Source organism: Rhizobium sp. BK379 (genome assembly GCF_014193955.1).
GTDB lineage: Bacteria > Pseudomonadota > Alphaproteobacteria > Rhizobiales > Rhizobiaceae > Rhizobium.
The window spans coordinates 51,775-69,092 of sequence record NZ_JACIAD010000011.1; the positions used below are offsets into that span (position 1 = coordinate 51,775).

General features: G+C 58.4%; 15 protein-coding genes. 13 read left to right on the forward strand and 2 right to left on the reverse strand.

The genetic code is table 11. From position 1 onward, the window contains the following. Positions 1-90 precede the first annotated feature (90 nt). From FHT93_RS33745 to FHT93_RS33760, 4 genes are all read left to right on the forward strand, one after another. Positions 91-951 (forward strand): inositol monophosphatase, encoded by an 861-nt coding sequence (locus tag FHT93_RS33745; RefSeq protein WP_183851302.1) that lies wholly within the window; start codon positions 91-93, stop codon positions 949-951. 49 nt (positions 952-1,000) lie between these two features. Further along, positions 1,001-1,603, forward strand: a complete 603-nt coding sequence (locus FHT93_RS33750) for a dual specificity protein phosphatase (protein WP_183851303.1) — start codon at positions 1,001-1,003, stop codon at positions 1,601-1,603. Continuing rightward, a complete protein-coding gene (locus tag FHT93_RS33755) occupies positions 1,603-3,291 on the forward strand; it encodes a metallophosphoesterase (RefSeq protein WP_183851304.1) in 1,689 nt (562 codons plus the stop codon). The genes FHT93_RS33750 and FHT93_RS33755 overlap by 1 nt, the downstream gene beginning before the upstream one ends. A 109-nt stretch (positions 3,292-3,400) precedes the next feature. Then, positions 3,401-5,044, forward strand: a complete 1,644-nt coding sequence (locus tag FHT93_RS33760) for a Na/Pi cotransporter family protein (RefSeq protein WP_183851305.1) — start codon at positions 3,401-3,403, stop codon at positions 5,042-5,044. Here the strand turns inward: FHT93_RS33760 and FHT93_RS33765 are convergent. Then, positions 5,041-6,024, reverse strand: a complete 984-nt coding sequence (locus FHT93_RS33765; RefSeq protein WP_183851306.1) for a LacI family DNA-binding transcriptional regulator — start codon at positions 6,022-6,024, stop codon at positions 5,041-5,043. The two genes, FHT93_RS33760 and FHT93_RS33765, sit on opposite strands and share 4 nt — an antisense overlap. Positions 6,025-6,547: 523 nt before the next feature. Here FHT93_RS33765 and FHT93_RS33770 point away from each other — a divergent pair. From FHT93_RS33770 to FHT93_RS33805, 8 genes are all read left to right on the forward strand, one after another. Continuing rightward, positions 6,548-8,401 carry an iron ABC transporter permease gene (locus FHT93_RS33770; protein ID WP_183851307.1) on the forward strand — a complete coding sequence of 618 codons (1,854 nt, stop codon included), beginning with the start codon at positions 6,548-6,550 and terminating at the stop codon, positions 8,399-8,401. Further along, the gene (locus FHT93_RS33775; RefSeq protein WP_183851308.1) at positions 8,401-9,534 is read left to right on the forward strand and encodes an ABC transporter ATP-binding protein; all 1,134 of its coding nucleotides are present in this window, start codon (positions 8,401-8,403) and stop codon (positions 9,532-9,534) included. Before FHT93_RS33770 ends, FHT93_RS33775 begins: the two co-directional genes overlap by 1 nt. Before the next feature lie 41 nt (positions 9,535-9,575). Further along, positions 9,576-10,703, forward strand: coding sequence for an ABC transporter substrate-binding protein (locus tag FHT93_RS33780; protein WP_183851309.1), 1,128 nt, complete (start codon positions 9,576-9,578; stop codon positions 10,701-10,703). A 22-nt stretch (positions 10,704-10,725) separates the two neighbouring features. Beyond that, positions 10,726-11,865 carry an ABC transporter substrate-binding protein gene (locus FHT93_RS33785; RefSeq protein ID WP_183851310.1) on the forward strand — a complete coding sequence of 380 codons (1,140 nt, stop codon included), beginning with the start codon at positions 10,726-10,728 and terminating at the stop codon, positions 11,863-11,865. Positions 11,866-11,907: 42 nt separating this feature from the next. Next, positions 11,908-13,032, forward strand: a complete 1,125-nt coding sequence (locus tag FHT93_RS33790) for an ABC transporter substrate-binding protein (RefSeq protein WP_183851311.1) — start codon at positions 11,908-11,910, stop codon at positions 13,030-13,032. Positions 13,033-13,091: 59 nt separating this feature from the next. Beyond that, positions 13,092-13,976 (forward strand): inositol monophosphatase, encoded by an 885-nt coding sequence (locus FHT93_RS33795; RefSeq protein ID WP_183851312.1) that lies wholly within the window; start codon positions 13,092-13,094, stop codon positions 13,974-13,976. 91 nt (positions 13,977-14,067) lie between these two features. Continuing rightward, entirely contained in the window at positions 14,068-14,688 is a 621-nt protein-coding gene (locus FHT93_RS33800) for a dual specificity protein phosphatase (RefSeq protein ID WP_183851313.1), read from the forward strand. 87 nt (positions 14,689-14,775) lie between these two features. Then, positions 14,776-15,009 (forward strand): MurR/RpiR family transcriptional regulator, encoded by a 234-nt coding sequence (locus FHT93_RS33805; RefSeq protein WP_246781787.1) that lies wholly within the window; start codon positions 14,776-14,778, stop codon positions 15,007-15,009. Between the two features lie 321 nt (positions 15,010-15,330). On the opposite strand, the gene sigJ is transcribed toward FHT93_RS33805, so the two are convergent. Beyond that, complete coding sequence (gene sigJ, locus FHT93_RS33810; RefSeq protein WP_183851344.1) at positions 15,331-16,191, reverse strand: RNA polymerase sigma factor SigJ; 861 nt, start codon at positions 16,189-16,191, stop codon at positions 15,331-15,333. 249 nt (positions 16,192-16,440) lie between these two features. Between sigJ and FHT93_RS33815 the strand changes: the two genes are divergently transcribed. Continuing rightward, a complete protein-coding gene (locus tag FHT93_RS33815) occupies positions 16,441-16,896 on the forward strand; it encodes a carboxymuconolactone decarboxylase family protein (protein WP_183851315.1) in 456 nt (151 codons plus the stop codon). The last annotated feature ends 422 nt before the right edge of the window (positions 16,897-17,318 follow it).

The following is a 17,318-nucleotide window of genomic DNA, read 5'->3' on the forward strand; positions in this document are numbered from 1 at the left end:
GCAATTCATATCCAACGATTGCAAGACTTGACCGTTTTGCACGCGCGTGCAATGGTGATCGCGTGTGCAAAGCGCCTAAGGGGGATTTCGATGCATCCAGGGTCCGATGTTGTCTTGACCGAAACGCGTGCGGACTATTGTCGCACGATCATCCGCGCGGCCGGCGAGCTGGTTCTCCAGGGCTTTCATGCGGGAGCCGGAACAGGCGTGTCGATGAAGGGCCCACAGGACTATCTGACGGAGACTGACGCCGCGTCGGAGGCTCTGATCCGCGACGGTATCCTGGCAAGCTTCCCGGGCGACAGCTTCTTTGGCGAAGAAGGCGGTGGCGCTATCGGTGAGCGCGTCTGGGTCGTCGATCCTGTCGATGGTACGGCCAATTTCGCGCGCGGAATTCCCCATTTCTGCATTTCGATCGCCTATGTGGAAAAGGGGGTGACGGAGTTCGGTGCCATCTACAATCCAGCGCTTGATGAGCTTTATTTTGCTGAACGTGGTCGTGGTGCGAGCTTGAACGGCAAGCCGATCCAGGTTGCTGCGACAAATCGCTACGACGCCACGACGATCGAAATGGGATGGTCGACGCGCATAGCGAACGAGACCTATCTCGATGTGGTGAAGGGGCTGCTCGATCTCGGGACCAATGTGCGCCGGGCGGGCTCGGGTGCCTTGGCCTTGGCCTATGTGGCCGATGGCCGCTCCGACGGCTACGTCGAACTGCATATGAATTCCTGGGACTGCCTTGCCGGCCTTCTCCTTGTCAGCGAGGCGGGTGGCGATGTCTGCCCCTTCCTGGAGATTGGCAGCCTGGAAAAGGGTGGCCCTGTCCTTGCGGCCGCTCCGGCGATTGCGGCCGGGATCAGCAAGATTTCAAAAATCCCGCTCTCTCTGGCGGGCAAGCGGCCTGAGACAACACATCCGGCCAGGTCTGTAGCGTCGGTAGAAACGTGAGCATAGACCGTTTTCAATGGTCTGCGGTGGAAGGCCTGGAGGATTTGACATGGATGGACCTGTCTACGAACGCCCGGCGATCAGTTTGATCGCGGAAGGCCTCGGACCCTTCGGGGCCACCCTCTTCATTGGCGGAGGTAGCGGCGCAAGCAACATCGGCCTGCTACGCGAACACCAGATTACCACTGTGGTGAACTGTGCTGTCAATCTCGACATCAACTACGTAACGGCGGATGAGGAAACACTCGACATAAGGGCTTCGGGCTACGGCGATATCCGCTACTACAAGGTTGGTCTGATCGACGGGGAGGGCAGCCCCGATACGATGATGCTTGGCGCCTATTACATTCTCGACGGGGCTCTGCGCCAGACCATGCCGAAGCGGGAGACTTATCCCTTCCCTGACGGCGGCAACATCCTCGTCAATTGTCGAAGCGGTCGCAGCCGCTCTGTTTCGCTGGTTGCGCTTTTCCTTCACAAGCAACAGCCGCATCTCTATCCCTCGATCGACGCCGCCCTTGCCGTCATTCGCGAGCGGCGCGAATTGCGTCCGGACGAATGGTTCGAAACGCCGAAGCCGGCGCTCTATGACGCGGCCCTGCGTGCATCGGAATGGATCGGTCTGATCGAAGCTCGAAAGCAGGGCAATTGATGACGTATCGTTCCTTCCCCGAAATTGCTGTTATTGCGGACGCACATTTTCACGATACCGATGCCGATTTCGGCTTTTCCGGCATCAGGATCGGCGGCCGGGCGCTGACGATGCGCAGCTGGTCGGACACGCGCCAGTCGACCCGGGTGTTCAACGAGAGTGCCGGCGCATTGTATGCAGCGCTCCAGAAGGTGGAGAAGCGCGGTATCCGCCATGTCGTGCTGTTGGGCGATTACAGTGACGACGGCCAGCGGGCGACGACCGAAAAATTGGCCGATATCCTGCAGCGGCACAGTCGCGACCATGGCACAGCCTTTTATGCGCTACCTGGAAATCACGACATTTTCGGCCTGCGTGGCCGCCATCACACCAAGGAGTTCCTGACGGAAGCCGGTCGGCCGATCCTCGTCTCCAGCGATGCCAGGCTTGCCGGCAACGGTACTGTCTTCAGCGACAGGATGTATTGTGAAGGATACCCGGAGGGGCTTCGCCCGATGGCGAATTTCGGCTTTTTCCGGAAGCCGGAATACATTCATTGGGAAAGCCCGTTCGGATCGTCCGACGCCGAGGAGGACAGGCTTTACGAGGTGGCGTCGCCAGACGGTCGCAACTGCTACCGGCTCATGGATGCCTCCTATCTCGTCGAGCCGGCGTCCGGTCTCTGGCTGTTGATGATCGACGCAAATGTCTTCGAGCCGCTCGATGGTGCATTTATGCACGGGGAAGAGGCTGCTTTCACCGACAGCACCGCCGGCGGCTGGAACGCCATGCTGCGCCTCAAGCCTTTCATTCTCTCCTGGATCGGCGACGTCACGCGCCGGGCAACCCATCTCGGCAAGACCTTGCTTGTGTTCTCTCACTACCCCGCCCTTGACCCGTTCGATGGCGCCTGTGAGGCCGAGAAGGCTCTCTTCGGTGAAACCAACGTCGTGCGCCGCACGCCACGGCGCGAGGTCGAGGACGCCTTTTGCGCCGCCGATGTGCACGTTCATTTCAGCGGTCACCTGCATGTCGAAGGCGTCACTAGGCGGAGTAGCGATCAAGGTTCCTTTACCAATATTGCGGTGCCGTCCCTCGTTGCATTTCCTCCGGCCTTCAAGGTGATCCGGCCTTGGCATCATGGTGTGGTGATCGATACGGTCGAATTGGCGGCCACGTCCGTCGATCATCGCCTCCTGGAAGGCTATCGGCTGGAAACCGCCGCATCCCACGAGAATGGCGAGGCGGCGCACGCCGCCGAAACCTACGGCGATTTTCTGCGGGCACATAAACGGGCGCTTGTCATCCACCGCTACCTTCCGAAGGAATGGCCAGACGCGATTGCTGCATCGGTCTTGCCGATGCGAGTGGCACAGGCGGTAGAATGCCTTGCCGGCAAGGGTAAAGGCTTGACGCCATCAAGCGTTGTCTTGGCCGAAGGCCTCCCGATGATCGAGCTGATTGCCGATTGGTACTGCCTGCGGCAGGGCGCTCATCTGGCGATGGCGCATATCGAACCGGAGCGGCTGGCGCTCTATCGGTTGCTGGCAGATCGATTCGGACTTGAGCCCGGCGCCCAAGATGGGTCGCTTCCACGGTTTCTCGGCATTTTCTTTGGAGCGCTCGGAGCGTTTCTCGATCGCGCCACAAACGGCCGAAACAGCGTTGTCGTCCGCCTTGAACGGGATCTGCAGGATGAGCCGGCCTAGCGGCGAGATCGAATGGAAATGGCGTTGCATCGGCTGGACAGCGGTCTGACGGCGAAACATTACGACAAGTGCCGGGTGCCCGTCGGGTCAATAGGCAGCAGGTGATGGCATGGAATCGACTATCGTCAGCATCAATCTTTTCGGCGCAGTTGCTCTGCTTCTCTTCGGTCTCGCCCAGGTCAAGGATGGAATGACGCGCGCCTTCGGCACGAAACTCCGTGCGGGGCTGGCGAGAAGTACCAGAAGCGGTGCCCGATCGATCTGTGCGGGCTTTGTTGCCACCATTGCTTTGCAAAGTTCTACGGCAACGGCCTTGATGGTCGCCTCCTTCGTCGAACGAGACATGATCGTGGCGGCCATGGCGCAGATCGTGCTTCTCGGAGCAAATGTCGGGACGGCTGCGACCGCGTGGATTGTCGCTCTTGGCCTTGGCTGGCTTTCGCCGCTGCTCATCCTCGTCGGGACGGTCCTGCTGCGCGGGAAGTCCACTGCGCGCCAGGGCGCGGGCACCGCTCTTGTCGGCGTCGGCTTGATGCTCTTGTCGCTGCATCTGCTTTCGGGAGCGACCGATCCCATCCGTCAATCGCCGGCCCTCGCCCTCTTCATCGCCATGCTTGGAAATGCATGGCCAGTAGCGTTGATCTTTTCGGCTTTCCTGGCAATCCTGGCATCGTCGAGCCTCGCGGTCGTCGTTCTCATCCTATCGCTTTCCGCTGGCGGCGGCATCGACACAGGGCTCGTGATCGTGCTCGTCCTTGGTGCCAATCTAGGAGGAGCGGTCCCCCCCGTGCTTGCCACCCTTCGTGCGCCGACGAGCGCCCGCAGGGTGACGCTCGGGAACCTGATCGTGCGTGGAATCGGTGTGTGCATCGCTCTTCCGCTTGCAGGCTATGGCGCAGACCTCCTGGAATTGTCGCCGCTGCCGCATCAGAATTTCGCCGTCGATGCCCATCTCGTCTTTAATCTCATCGTCGCTCTTGTCGCCTGGCCACTGTCGCCCTTTGTTCTGTCGCTGATGTCTCGCCTCCTGCCGGAGACCAAGCAGGATCCTGAGGAGAACAGCTACCTGGACAGCAATGATCTCACTCGTCCGCTCTCTGCTCTTGCAGGCGCAAGCCGCGAGGTCATGGTCGTCGGCGATCTGGTCGAACGCATGCTGTCGCAGGCGACCGAGGCGATGACTCGTAACGATTCTTCGGCTCTTGCCGGTATTGCAATGCTGGAAGGCCGGGTTGATCGAATTCAACACGCGATCAAGGTCTATATTTCCAAGCTTGGTCATGACGGATTGAGCGCAGAAGAGCATCGCCGCTCGATGGACATCGTCGAATATGCCATCAATCTGGAGCATATTGGTGACATTATCGAAAAAGGCATCCTCCCGGAAATCGCCAAAAAGATCGATCGAAGCCTGCAATTCTCGCGCGACGGGCAGGAGGAAATCGCCGGCCTATTTAACGTGACGCTGGAGAGTATCCGTATGGCACAAACCGTCTTTGCGACACAAAACGCGATGCTGGCGCGCCGCCTGGTGGAGATCAAGGAGGATGTGCGCCGGCTCGAGAAGCAGTCAGCTGAACGGCACCTGCAGCGCCTGCGCGAAGAGCGGCCTGAAAGCATTCAGACCAGCTCGCTGCATCTCGATATTCTGCGCGACCTGAAACGGATTCATGCCCATATCGCAGCCGTCGCCCATCCAATCCTCGACCAAAGCGGTCTTCTGATCGAAAGCCGGATCCGCCAGGCGAACTAGCGCACCGTCGTCCTCTCCACCATGGCAACCGACACGACCCGGAGCCTCGTCTCGGTCTCGTCGCTTTCGAGCGCCGTCAGCACTTTTTCGGTCAGATCCTCGAGCGGCTGGGCGACCGTGGTCAACTGGTAGCTCTTCCAGCCCGCCTGCGGAATGTCGTCGAAACCGACGATCGACAGATCCTCAGGCACGCGACGGCCCATTTCCAGGCGGGCTGCGTCCAGGAAGCCAAGCGCCATGAGGTCGGTGACACAGAACGCGCCATCGATTGTCCTGTCCGAAAGCAATTCGCAGGCGGCTCTGTAACCGCTGTCGTAGGCCGTCGGACCGCCGGACCAGGGAACGACTTCCACACCCTCGATCCCCATGCGCTGGCAGAAGGCATTCGACCGGCGAACCTGTGACGGAGTCTGGCTGCTGCTTGAAACGACGGCGACCTTTTTGCAACCGGCTTTGACCAGCCGCATGGCGGCAAGCTCTGCTCCGTGGGAATCGTCGCTCAGCACCATGCTGGTATCGGTTCTGTCGATGCGCTGGTTGATCAAAATGAGACGCACGCCATTGGCAATGCACTCGTCGATGATCGATGTGGGCGGCTCGCCAGACAGCACGATGATAGCCTGCGCTCGAAACTCGAAGAGAAGCTCGATGAGCGGCGCAATGTCCTTGCGCGCGTCGGCCGCGTTGAGCAGCAGGCACTGCAGGCCCTTTCGCAACAGGCCGATACTCAAGAGATCAAGCTGCCTGGAGATGAATGGTGAACTCAGATTGGCGCCCACCACGCCGATAAGGTTGGAACGATCGCTCATCAATCCCTGCGCCAGACGGTTGACGCGATAGCCAAGTTCGCCAGCCGCTTTCAGCACTTTGCGGCGCACCGATTTCGATACGCTGCCGCCGTTGAACGTGCGCGATACCGCAGAGCGCGATACGCCTGCGCGTTTCGCGACTTCCTCTGCCGTCACAAATGTCTGTGCCATCAATCGTTCCCACCTAAACCAGAGCGCATATCACAGGACATAAAGCGCAGGTTTTTCCAACCGAAAAATTCCGCGCGTCGGCCAAGCAGGCGTGGTTGGCGATGTCGATCGTTAATAAGGACGCAAGGAAAATGGCAGCGATTTGCACTCTTGGCGAACGTGGATGCAAACCTGTTCGAAAAATCCAACTAAATGGCAGAAAATAGTTAGTAAAAACAGATAGATATGACATTGATCGCGCGTGCATTTTCTCGTTGACAAAGTCATCAATTAGATGAATCATGTGTTCCAGAATAGAGGGCAAATGGAATGCTTATTCCATTGCCCTGGCCAATGGGTGAACGCCGGGAGGAGCCGCGCGTTTGCCAGGACGGCGGGCTGCAGAGGCCTGTCGGTGGAGGACTAATTTTCTTTCTCGCGCTCGATGCGCCAGGGCCGCCTTCTTGGTGGATGCTCTGCTGTGTCTGCCTTTGCCTGAGTCAGGCAAGTCAAGCGCGGAAATGAAGCTCGATTGGGAGGTATGATGGCTCTTTTAAGCGATACTCTAAAAGCGCAAGCGCCTGGAAACAGGGTTGCCGCAAAGCCATCCGGGTGGCAGGCATGGCGCTATCGGATCAAGGTCGCGTTGCGCGAGCCAACGACACTGATAGGTGTCGTGACGGCGCTGCTCTTTACCTATCTGATTGTCGTTCCGATCATTTCGATCATATTCGACGCCGTTCGCGTTCAATTTGGCCACGAGCGACGGCTCGGCAAGGAGGTGGGGGATTTCACCTTCTACTATCTCGATCGGACATTCTTCTCGCCGGTGGCGACCGATCTCTTCTGGCATCCGCTTCTTAATACGCTAACTGTTGCATTTGGCGCCATCGCCCTTTCCTTGGCGATCGGCACGATCCTGGCTTGGTTGATCAGCCGTACCGACATGTTCGGGCGCCGATGGTTTGCGACGGCCCTGATCGTCCCTTACATGCTGCCGGCCTGGACTTTCGCGCTTGCCTGGACGACCCTCTTCAAGAACCGCACGATCGGTGGACAGCCGGGTTGGTTCGAGGCGATGGGCATGACGCCGCCCGACTGGGTCGCTTACGGCCGGTTTCCGATTACGATCATCCTTGCCTTGCACTATACGCCGTTCGTGATTCTGTTGTTCGGGTCGGCTTTGCGCCGCTTCGATTCGCAGTTGGAGGATTCTGCCCGTATCCTTGGCGCCCGGCGCCACCAGGTTGCCCTACAGGTGATCCTGCCCTTGATGCGGCCTGCACTCCTGTCGTCGATGGTGCTCATATTCGCAAAGTGCCTTGGCGAGTTCGGCGTTCCCTATGTCCTCGGCCTGCCTGTGAAGTTCGAAGTGCTCTCGACGTCGCTGTTTCGCAGCATCGCGTCACGCCAGACAGGTGTCGCAGGCGTCGTTGCGGCCTCGATCATGGTGATCGGCATCATCACCTTGATGATCGATGCACGACTGGTACGCGAAGCACGTCGTTTCGTCACCATTGGTTCGAAGGGCTCGATGAACCGTCAGAGCCGCCTGGGCAACATGCGCCTTCCGGCCACAGGCTTTGCGGCAGCAATCTTCCTGCTTAGTGTCGGCTTGCCTTTGCTGACGCTCGCCCTGTCGACCGTCATGAAAATTCCTGCCCAGTTCACGCTCGACAACTTCACGCTCGACTATTGGATCGGCACCAATCTCGATACGGTGGCGCTACAAACAGGCATTCTCCTTAGCCCGGATCTTTGGGCGGCGGCCGGCAATACATTGATGATCGTCGGTCTTGCATCTTTGACCTCGGGTATTCTCGGTCTCTTCGTCGGCTACGTCGTCATTCGCACACCGGTGCGCGTCCTGTCAGTCTATCTCCGCCAGGTGACGTTTCTTCCCTATCTCGTGCCAGGCATTGCATTCGCGGCCGCCTATCTCTCCCTGTTTGCAGTTCCGCGCGGTCCGATGCCGGCGCTCTATGGCACCGTAACCATCCTCGTGCTCGCCCTCATCGCTGACCAGATGCCCTACGCCTCCCGCGCCGGGATTTCAGCGATGACGCAGCTCGGCAAGGATCCAGAGGAGGCAGCGCAGATTGCCGGGGCAGGGTGGTTGCGGCGCATGATCTCGATCGTGATCCCCATCCAGAAAGGCTCTCTGGTGACCGGCGTGCTTCTACCCTTCATTTCCGGGATCAAGGGCCTCAGCCTGTTCGTAATCCTCGCCGTCCCGAGCACTGACGTCTTGACCACCTATTCCCTGCGGCTGGTCGATTATCACTATACCCAAGCGGCCAATGCCGTCGTCCTGATCATAGCCGGCATTGCTTATTTCGGCACGCTGACGGCCCAGAAACTGACCCGCACAAATCTTGCAGAAGGACTTGGAAGCTGATGCCTACGATCAACCTGCGCGGTGCGCAAAAAAACTACGGCGTGAATTCGGCAAATGCGGTCTCCGACCTCGATCTGGAAATTCGCGACGGTGAATTCATGTGCCTTCTCGGCCCCTCGGGCTGCGGCAAGACGACGACGTTGAGGATGATCGCGGGGCTGGAAAACCTGTCCGGAGGTGAAATTCGCGTTGGAGACAGGCTGATCGATTCCGTTGCCGAAGGCGTTTTTGTTCCACCCGAAAAACGCGAGATGGGTCTCGTCTTCCAAAGCTACGCCCTCTGGCCGCATCTGACGATCGAGCGCAACACCGATTTCGGCCTGCGGCTGCGCAAACTGCCGAAAGCCGAGCGTGAAGAACGCGTCGAGCGCGTGATGCAGGCGCTCGATATTGCCAAATACCGCGATCGCTACCCCTCACAGCTTTCCGGCGGCCAGCAGCAGCGTGTGGCACTGGCGCGCATGCTCGCCGTCAATCCGGGCGTCCTTCTCCTCGATGAGCCCTTGTCCAATCTGGATGCTCGGCTTCGGCTCGAGATGCGCGCTGAACTCAAGCGGCTGCACAAGGAATTCAAGACGACCATCGTTTTCGTGACCCATGACCAGTGGGAGGCAATGACGCTGGCGACCACGATCGCGGTCATGAACGAAGGCACGCTGCAGCAGATGGGCACGCCCAACGATATCTATGATCGTCCGGCCAATCGCTTCGTTGCGGAATTCGTCGGCAGTCCGCCGATCAATATCCTGACCTTTGGACGGCCGGGTATCAGCGATATCGCCGACAAGGCCGAAGGCTATTTCTCGTCGCGCTATCCGGCTCTTTCCCGCATCGGCTCTATCGGCATCCGGCCGGAGGCGATGGGCTATGTCCTGAAGATGGAAGACGTACCGCAAGGTGATTTTTTCGGTGAGATGACTGTTACCGGCGTCCTGCCGACCGGCGGCAGCTGGATCCTCGAATTGCGCAGCGAAAACCACACGCTGTTTTTGACGACCCATGCTCTACCGCGTCTCGATGGGGGCGAACGCGTGTTTTTCCATGCGCCACCCGAAGCATTGCATGTCTTCGACGGGCATGGAGAGCGAATATCGGAGGCCGATACGCTGTTGAAGGTGAGCGCCTTCAATTGAAGGCCCGCTGCAAAGGATACGCTTGCTGAAGGAGGAACAGTATGAAGCGGACTATGATCGGCGGCATGAGCCGCGTGTTATGCGCGAGCGCGCTCGCGGCCACATTGGCAAGTGCGGCAAGGGCTGACGAGCCCTTCGACCTCGACGGCTTAATTGCCGCCGCAAAGAAGGAAAAGCCGATCACGGTGTATGACAGCACCGGCAAGATCGTGGAAATGGCCAAGAATTTCGCCAGGAAGTATGATCTTTCCGCCGAGGGTTCGAAGGTCAAGGCGTCGGCTCAGCTCGAAATGATCATTCGCGAGGCGCGCGCCAACAATATCCAGGGCGACGTTTCGATCGTCAGTGATGCGCCTGCCGCTGTGGCCCAGCTCATCCCGCAGGGTTTTGCCGAAAGCTGGCTTCCGCCGGATCTCGCCAGCAAGATACCGGCCGAGTATCAGGATCCCCTGACGGTCGTCACGAGCGCCAACGTCTGGGCCTACAACACCCAGATTTTCGACAAATGCCCCGTCACCAATATCTGGGAACTGACCGAGCCGAAGTGGAAAGGCAAAGTCGCGATGCAGGATCCGCTCGGAAAAGCGTCCTATGTTGATTGGTTCAATCAGATGGCAAAGCATGGCGACGACAAGGTCGCCCAAGCCTACAGGGAGCAATACGGCAAGGATCTGAAAACTGGAGCGGAAAGCGCGACTGCTGCGTGGGTCAAAGCGCTCGCGGCCAACGCCCCGCTCTTGACCGATGCAGATGCGGCCGCTGCAGATGCGGTTGGCGCCCCCGGTCAATCCGAGCCCTTCATGGGCCTCATAAGCTCGGCCAAGTTCCGCGATAATGCCGATCAGGGAATGAAGCTCGGTCTCTGCAAGGACTTGAAGCCCTGGGTTGGATGGCTCTACCCCGGCGTTGGCCTCATTACGAAGGGTACCGATAGCCCGAACGCGGCCAAGCTCTTCATCCACTACATCATGACCGAAGAGGGCATCGCCCCCCAAGCGATCGACGGCAAAATGTCGACGAACAAGGACGTCGGCCTTCCGGCAGACGAGCCATCCGGCATTGGCAAAGTTCTCGACCAGCTTCTGCCCTACGCGATGACGACCAGTCTTGATGACTGGGATGCCCGTGAAACGTGGCAGGACTTTTGGCGGGTCAACTACCAGAAATAATCGAAGGCGCGGGGAGGGAGACATGACCTATTCGAATGAAGCCAGAAGGGCGAAAAGAGGGGTGATTGCCAGCATTGCTGCCCTCATCTGTGCGTCGGCACTCTGCAATGGGGCCCATGCCGAGGAGGTGTTCGATCTGAACGGACTGATTGAGGCTGCAAAAAAGGAACCGCCGATTACGGTTTATGCCGTCACCGGCAAAATCGTTGATACGGCGCAGGCCTTCACGAAGAAATATGGCGTGCAGGCCAGCGGTAAGAAGGTCAACGAGGCCACACAGATCGAATTGATGATCCGCGAGCATCAGGCAGGCAACGTTGTCGGCGACGTCAGCGTCGCAACTGATGTCGCCGCCGCAATGGGCCAACTCCTGCCGGAAGGGATCGTGAAAAGCTGGGCGCCACCGGACCTGCAGAAGGATATCCCGGACGCGCTGCGCGATCCCCTGGTGATCGCCTCCGATGCCCATGTCTGGACCTACAATACCGAGAAATACGACAAATGCCCGATAAACAATATCTGGCAGCTGACCGAACCGCAGTGGAAGGGCAAGCTCGCCATGCTCGACCTCTTCGATAAGCCCTTCTATGCCGACTGGTTCAACCAGATCGAGATGCACCACGATGCTGATGTGGCAAAGGCCTATGAGGCGCTTTATGGCAAGACGCTCGATACCACCAAAGAAAGCGCTACTGCCGCCTGGGTCAAGGCATTTGCCCAGAACGGGCCGTTGCTCTCGGACTCGACGACCGTCGCTGATGCAGCCGGGGCGCCCGGCCAGGCAGACCCATTCTTCGTGATCACGTCGACGGCAAAGTACCGGGACAATCAGGCAAAGGGCCTGAAGCTTGGCCTCTGCTCTGGCGTTCAGCCTTTCTCCGGCTTCCTCTATCCGGGTTTTGGTCTGATTGCGGCACAGACAAAGAGCCCGAATGCGGCAAAACTTTTCGTACGCTACCTGATGACGGAAGAGGGAATAGCACCTCAGACGGCAGATGGGAAAATCTCCGGCAATTCAACGCTCCAGTTGCCCGCAGACGAACCGTCTGGTGTCGCCAGCCACATCAAGGAGCTTATGGCATTCGATGCGTCCACTGCCGCGGTCGATCTCGACAAGCGTGAGAGCTGGCAGGATTTCTGGCGGATGAACTACAAGAAATAAGCGTCGAAATCCGCTCTTTCATCTTCTTCCTGGGAGGGAAACATGAACAGAAATGCGATGTCTTTTGTGGCCTGGGCGACCGTCGTCGCTGGATCCGTGATCGTTGTTGCTCCGGCTGTAGCTGGTGACGCCGCCGTTATCGATGCGCTGGTCAGCGCGGCCAAAAGCGAAAAGCCGATCACCGTCTACGACAGTACCGGCAAGATCGTCGAGATGGCCGAGAACTTCAGTGCGAAATATGGCCTGAAGGCGACGGGCATGAAGGTTTCAGCCAACAGCCAGCTAGAAATGATCATCCGCGAAAGCCAGTCGAACAATGTCCAGGGCGATGTAGTTCTGATCACGGACGCGCCGGCAGCGTTGGCGCAACTTTTGCCTGAAAAGTTCGTCGAAAACTATCTGCCTGCGGACATGGCCGCAAAGATACCCGAGCAGTTTCAAAATCCGCTGGCGATCTCCACCAATGCCAATGTCTGGGCCTACAATACCGAAGCCTATGACAAGTGCCCTGTCACCAATATCTGGGAGCTGACGGAGCCGAAATGGAGGGGCAAGGTCGCAATCATCGATCCGCTGACAAAGGGCAATTACACCGATTGGTTCAACCAGCTTGAGGCCCATGGCAGCGATGCCGTTGCGGCCGCCTACAAGGCACAGTTCGGCAAGGATCTCGAGACCGACGAGAAGAGCGCTGGGGCTGCCTGGATCAAGGCCTTGGCGCAGAATGCCCCTCTGGCGACCGACAGCGATGATCGTATCTCCGAGGCCGTGGGCGCGCCTGGGCAGAAGGAGCCGTTCTTTGGCTTGCTCAGCTCGGCCAAGTTTCGCGACAACAAAGACAAGGGTTACAAGCTCGGCATCTGCGCGACGCTCGAGCCCTGGGTTGGCTGGAACTATATCAAGCTCGGTCTGATCGCCTCAAAGTCGCAGAGCCCGAACACGGCAAAACTCTTCGTCCACTACATCCTGACGGAAGAGGGCATCGCGCCGCAGATGAAGGACGGTAAATTGCCGACCAATGTCGACGTCAAGATGCCCGACGATGAGCCATCGGGCCTGATGAAGGTTGCGGACAAGCTGCAGGCCTATGACTCATCAACCGGTCTTGATGATTTCGACCGGCGCGAGGAATGGCAGGATTTCTGGCGTGTAAATTACACGAAGTAGGCAATCTCGCTTGTTCTCAGCGCCGGAGCCGAATCTGAAATGACAGACTGGATAACCCTATGGAAACCACCACTCGCTACAAACTTGATCCTCATAGCGACGACCTGCTCACGCGTTCCCGCCGGTTGAAGGACATCGCAACGGGCGCGGCCCTTGCCGTTCGCGAACCACTGCTCGCTGCCTTCCGGTCCAATATTGACGTCGACTACAAGGTCGATCTTCACGACGTCGTCACCATCCACGATAAGCAAGCTGAGCATACGATCCGGGCCTATATTCTCGAACATGAACCCAATTCGACGATCATGGGGGAAGAAGGTGGACAGACAGGAAGCGGCGCCATCCAGTGGTATGTCGATCCGATCGACGGTACAGCAAACTTTGCTCGCGGACTTGCCTTCTGGTGTGTCTCGATCGCCGCGGTAATCGACGGGCAGGTCGTTGCCGGGGCGATTTATGATCCTGTCGCCGGAATGATGTTCAGCGCAGATATCAACGCTTCTAGCCTCAACGATCAGCCTCTTTGGTCGCGCTCGGTTGGCGAGGAGGTGCATGCTACGCTGATCACCGGCTATCCGGTCGCGCGTGATTTCCGATTGGATGGCCGGGAGATAGCGCTCGCCAATATGGGCGAACTCGTCGAGACATTTTCGACGCTACGTCGTCCCGGCAGTGCGGCCCTCAGCATTGCCCATGTCGCTGCGGGTTGGGCGGACGCTGCCGCGGGTTTTGGCGTGAACGCGTGGGACGTGGCAGCAGCCACGCTGATCCTGAAGAATGCCGGCGGGACCTATGAACCGCTGACCCTCGGCAAAGTCCCGCCGGGCTCGATCGATTTTCTCTGCCCCGGTTATATCGCAACCGGTGCCGGTGCACATTATCCGACGTTGGAACGGGTGGCGCGATCCATTTCCAGTGAACGGGATGCCAGGGCCGCCGCGTAGCGGATCACCGGACGAACCATCGGCGGGCTCTTCTGCCCGCCTGATTATTTTGGTCCGTGGCCGATAAGCGCGGTGCCCTCGGAGACAAAACATGACAAAACCTGAACTTCAAATCGGACAGGAAGATCGACTTCTGCCCAAACTGAGCCTGATCTACGAAGCGCATCCTCACTACGGGGTCGACCTGTTCATTTCTGGAAAGGAAGGAGCCAGCGATCTCGAGCTTCTTCGAAAAAACGGTATCACGACTGTCGTTAATTGCGCCGTCAATCTCGATTTCAATTTTGTGGAGCAGCCCAAGATCGTCGCAGATCACCAGGGCAGCATCTACGGGCCCGGCGAGATTCGTTACTACAAGGTCGGCCTGATCGACGGCGCCGGCAATCCAGAGACACAGATGGTAGCCGCGCACTACATTCTGCGCGCAGCACTTGAGCAGGTCCTTCCGGACAAGCCGTCCTACCCAAAGCGCGAGCGCGGAAGCGTTCTGATCAATTGCCGGGGCGGCCGATCCCGTTCCGTTGCCGTTGTCTCGCTTTTCCTGCATCTCACCTTGCCGGATGAGTTTCCGACCCTCGACGAGGCGATCAGCTTCGTTCGGCTGAAGCGGGAATTGCCTGCAGACGAATATTACAAGGCGCCGAAACCGGTTCTTGCCGACGCGGCTCGGCGGGCTGCCGGGTGGATCAGGATGATCGACGCGGCTCAATAGTCTCCGTCTGTCATCGTTGGGTGTCGAACACCGTCTTCCGATGGGTGCATTATGAAATGTCAGACACCAAACAGCAGGCCAGCGGACTTGCAAGATCTGAAGAACCTCATCGCCGCAAAGATGATCGTTTTCACCCCTCAATCAGAGCGGGTGGCCCGCTTGGCTTTGAAAAGGCCGGAAGTCGTCGCCTTCGGGACGACCCTGTCGATTGCCGCAGAATGCCGCGTGGGACCGACTACGGTGTGCCGGGCGGCCAGGCTGGCTGGATTTGATAATTTCGCCGATTTCAAGGATCTGTTTCGACAACATTTCAAATCATAGCTGTTACGGCGGCCTTGAGGCCTATCGGAATTGTCGATGGTGCCCTGGGTTATCAATCGCGGGTCTGCGGTTCGAGTAGGTTCAAGAGCCACATCGCGCTCCGTGATTTCAATTAGCTAAAAAATGAACATTTTGCAGAGAAGATTTTTCTCGACCGCTTGCGAAGAAATCCAGCAAGGAAACTTGGCCGTGCTGATATTGGACATGAACACGAATGACTCCCTGGGCCTGCGGGTATCGTCGGGGCAGGGACGTACACTAGCCTCAGCTGTTTACCCATACCGCGCCAGGTTGCACGAGCCGCGGCACGCAATGGAAGTCCTAAGCATCAATATGGGTGAGCTTTTCGGGGTTTTTGACGATATAGATGGCGAAGATCTTACTCTCGCGGATGCCCAGCGCCGTTGTTTGCAACACACCATTCGGATCAAGGCTGACATACCCTGCCAAGCCGTCAATAATTGCAGTCCGCAGCAAGGTGGGCGGCGTCACGGCCTTCCGCTGAGCGGAAACAAAGATTCGCAGTGCATTCTCCAGGCCGCGAACGATTTTGCGGAACGCCAGCACTTTGCCGCCGCCATCGATATGTATTTCCACATCGCTCGCAAGCAGCGCCGAAAGCGCGGTGACATCGCCGTCACGCGCTGCAGCGAAAAAGGCTCGAGCAATTCTATCGGCATCTGCGGCCCCGACGCTGTATCGTGGTCGTGCAGTCTGGACATGCTTGCGTGCGCGAGACGCAAGTTGCCGGACGGTGGCCGCTTCACGATCGAGCACGACCGCAACCTCGGTCAGCGCCATGTCAAACACTTCGTGGAGCAGAAACGCTGCCCGTTCCAAGGGCGAAAGTCGCTCTAACGCTAACATCAGCGTAACAGTGACATCGTCAGTATGGGCTTCGTACATATCGACAGGCTCAACCAGCGGCTCTGGCAGCCATGGGCCGACATAGATCTCGCGGCGCGCACGCGCCGACTTCATCCGATCAAGGCACAGTCGGGTGACGATGCGGGTGAGATAGGCGGCCGGAATGCGGACTCGGTCTTTGTTGCCTGCCCAACGCAACCAGGCGTCCTGCACGACATCTTCCGCCTCGGTAACTGACCCTAGCATCCGGTAACTCAGGCGCAGCATGCGCTTGCGCTCCAAAGCAAATTCCGCAGTCCTTCGATCACCAAGCATCACATCGGCACCCGCTTCGGTACCCCTCCCAACTTTATGGATGCTACGGGCGCACTCCGTCTTGTTCCTGCCATGCTGACTCATGCCTCATTACCTCGCACTCGGACGTCTGCCTCATCGACGAGGTAGTTCATGCGAGTGTGACATGGCACCTTCTAAAAATAAAACGAGGTCGCGATGTCACGCCTCCAACTGCCACGTCGTCAACCAAACTGCGCCGGCTGTTGGCGCAAATTCAAGGAGATCATCATGAATGAGACCACGCGCCTCAACTGGTACGAGATAGCACCGGCTGGAGCCAAGGCGCTGTTCGGCGTCCATCACTACATTACACACAACACGAACCTGACTGAGGAACTTATCCATCTCGTGTTCCTGCGCGTATCGCAGATTAATGGCTGCGCACATTGTATCGATTTGCATACCCGCGATCTACTTAAGACGATGGCCGCCGACAAAGTCACTCTGGTCCCGGTATGGGAAGAGGTGCCGCACCTTTTCCCCGAACAGTACCGCGCGGCGCTGGCCTGGGCCGAGGAGGTGACGCTCGTCAGCGAGACCCATGCTTCTGAGCAAGCCTATGCTGCTGCTTCGGCAGTCTTCGAGCCCAAAGATTTGGTAGATCTTACAATCACAATCGCGGCTATGAATGCGTTCAACCGGCTAGGCGTTCCATTCCGGCTGCCAGTGAAGGCGCAGCCCTGAAAACGCGCCGGCGCCGTTGCTCAGACGGCGCCATTCGTCTCATATGTCGGGCTGTTATTGGCCGCGTTCCGCAGAAGGCGCCCGTCAACTCGACCGATAAATGCGCACGTTGTGATCCGCTCATTGATGGAACGCAGTCGCCGTTTGAAAAAGCGCGCCCGAACCATCCAAAGGTCGTCGATCAGGTGAGTGCGGCCGCACTGGTTCCCCTAAGGTGGCATTGTCCTGAAGTCGTCATTGAGCTGCACGCAACCGCTCGTAATCCTTAAGGACAGGTCGTGCAGAGGTTCCCGGAATCTGGCCACGGCCACCACGGCGTCAGCCGAAGCACTTGCCGCAGATGCTGAGGAGCTGCTGAGCCTGATTGCCAAATTCCGCATCGACAACAGCGCCACCCGAGCGTCCGGCCTACACCTAGTAGC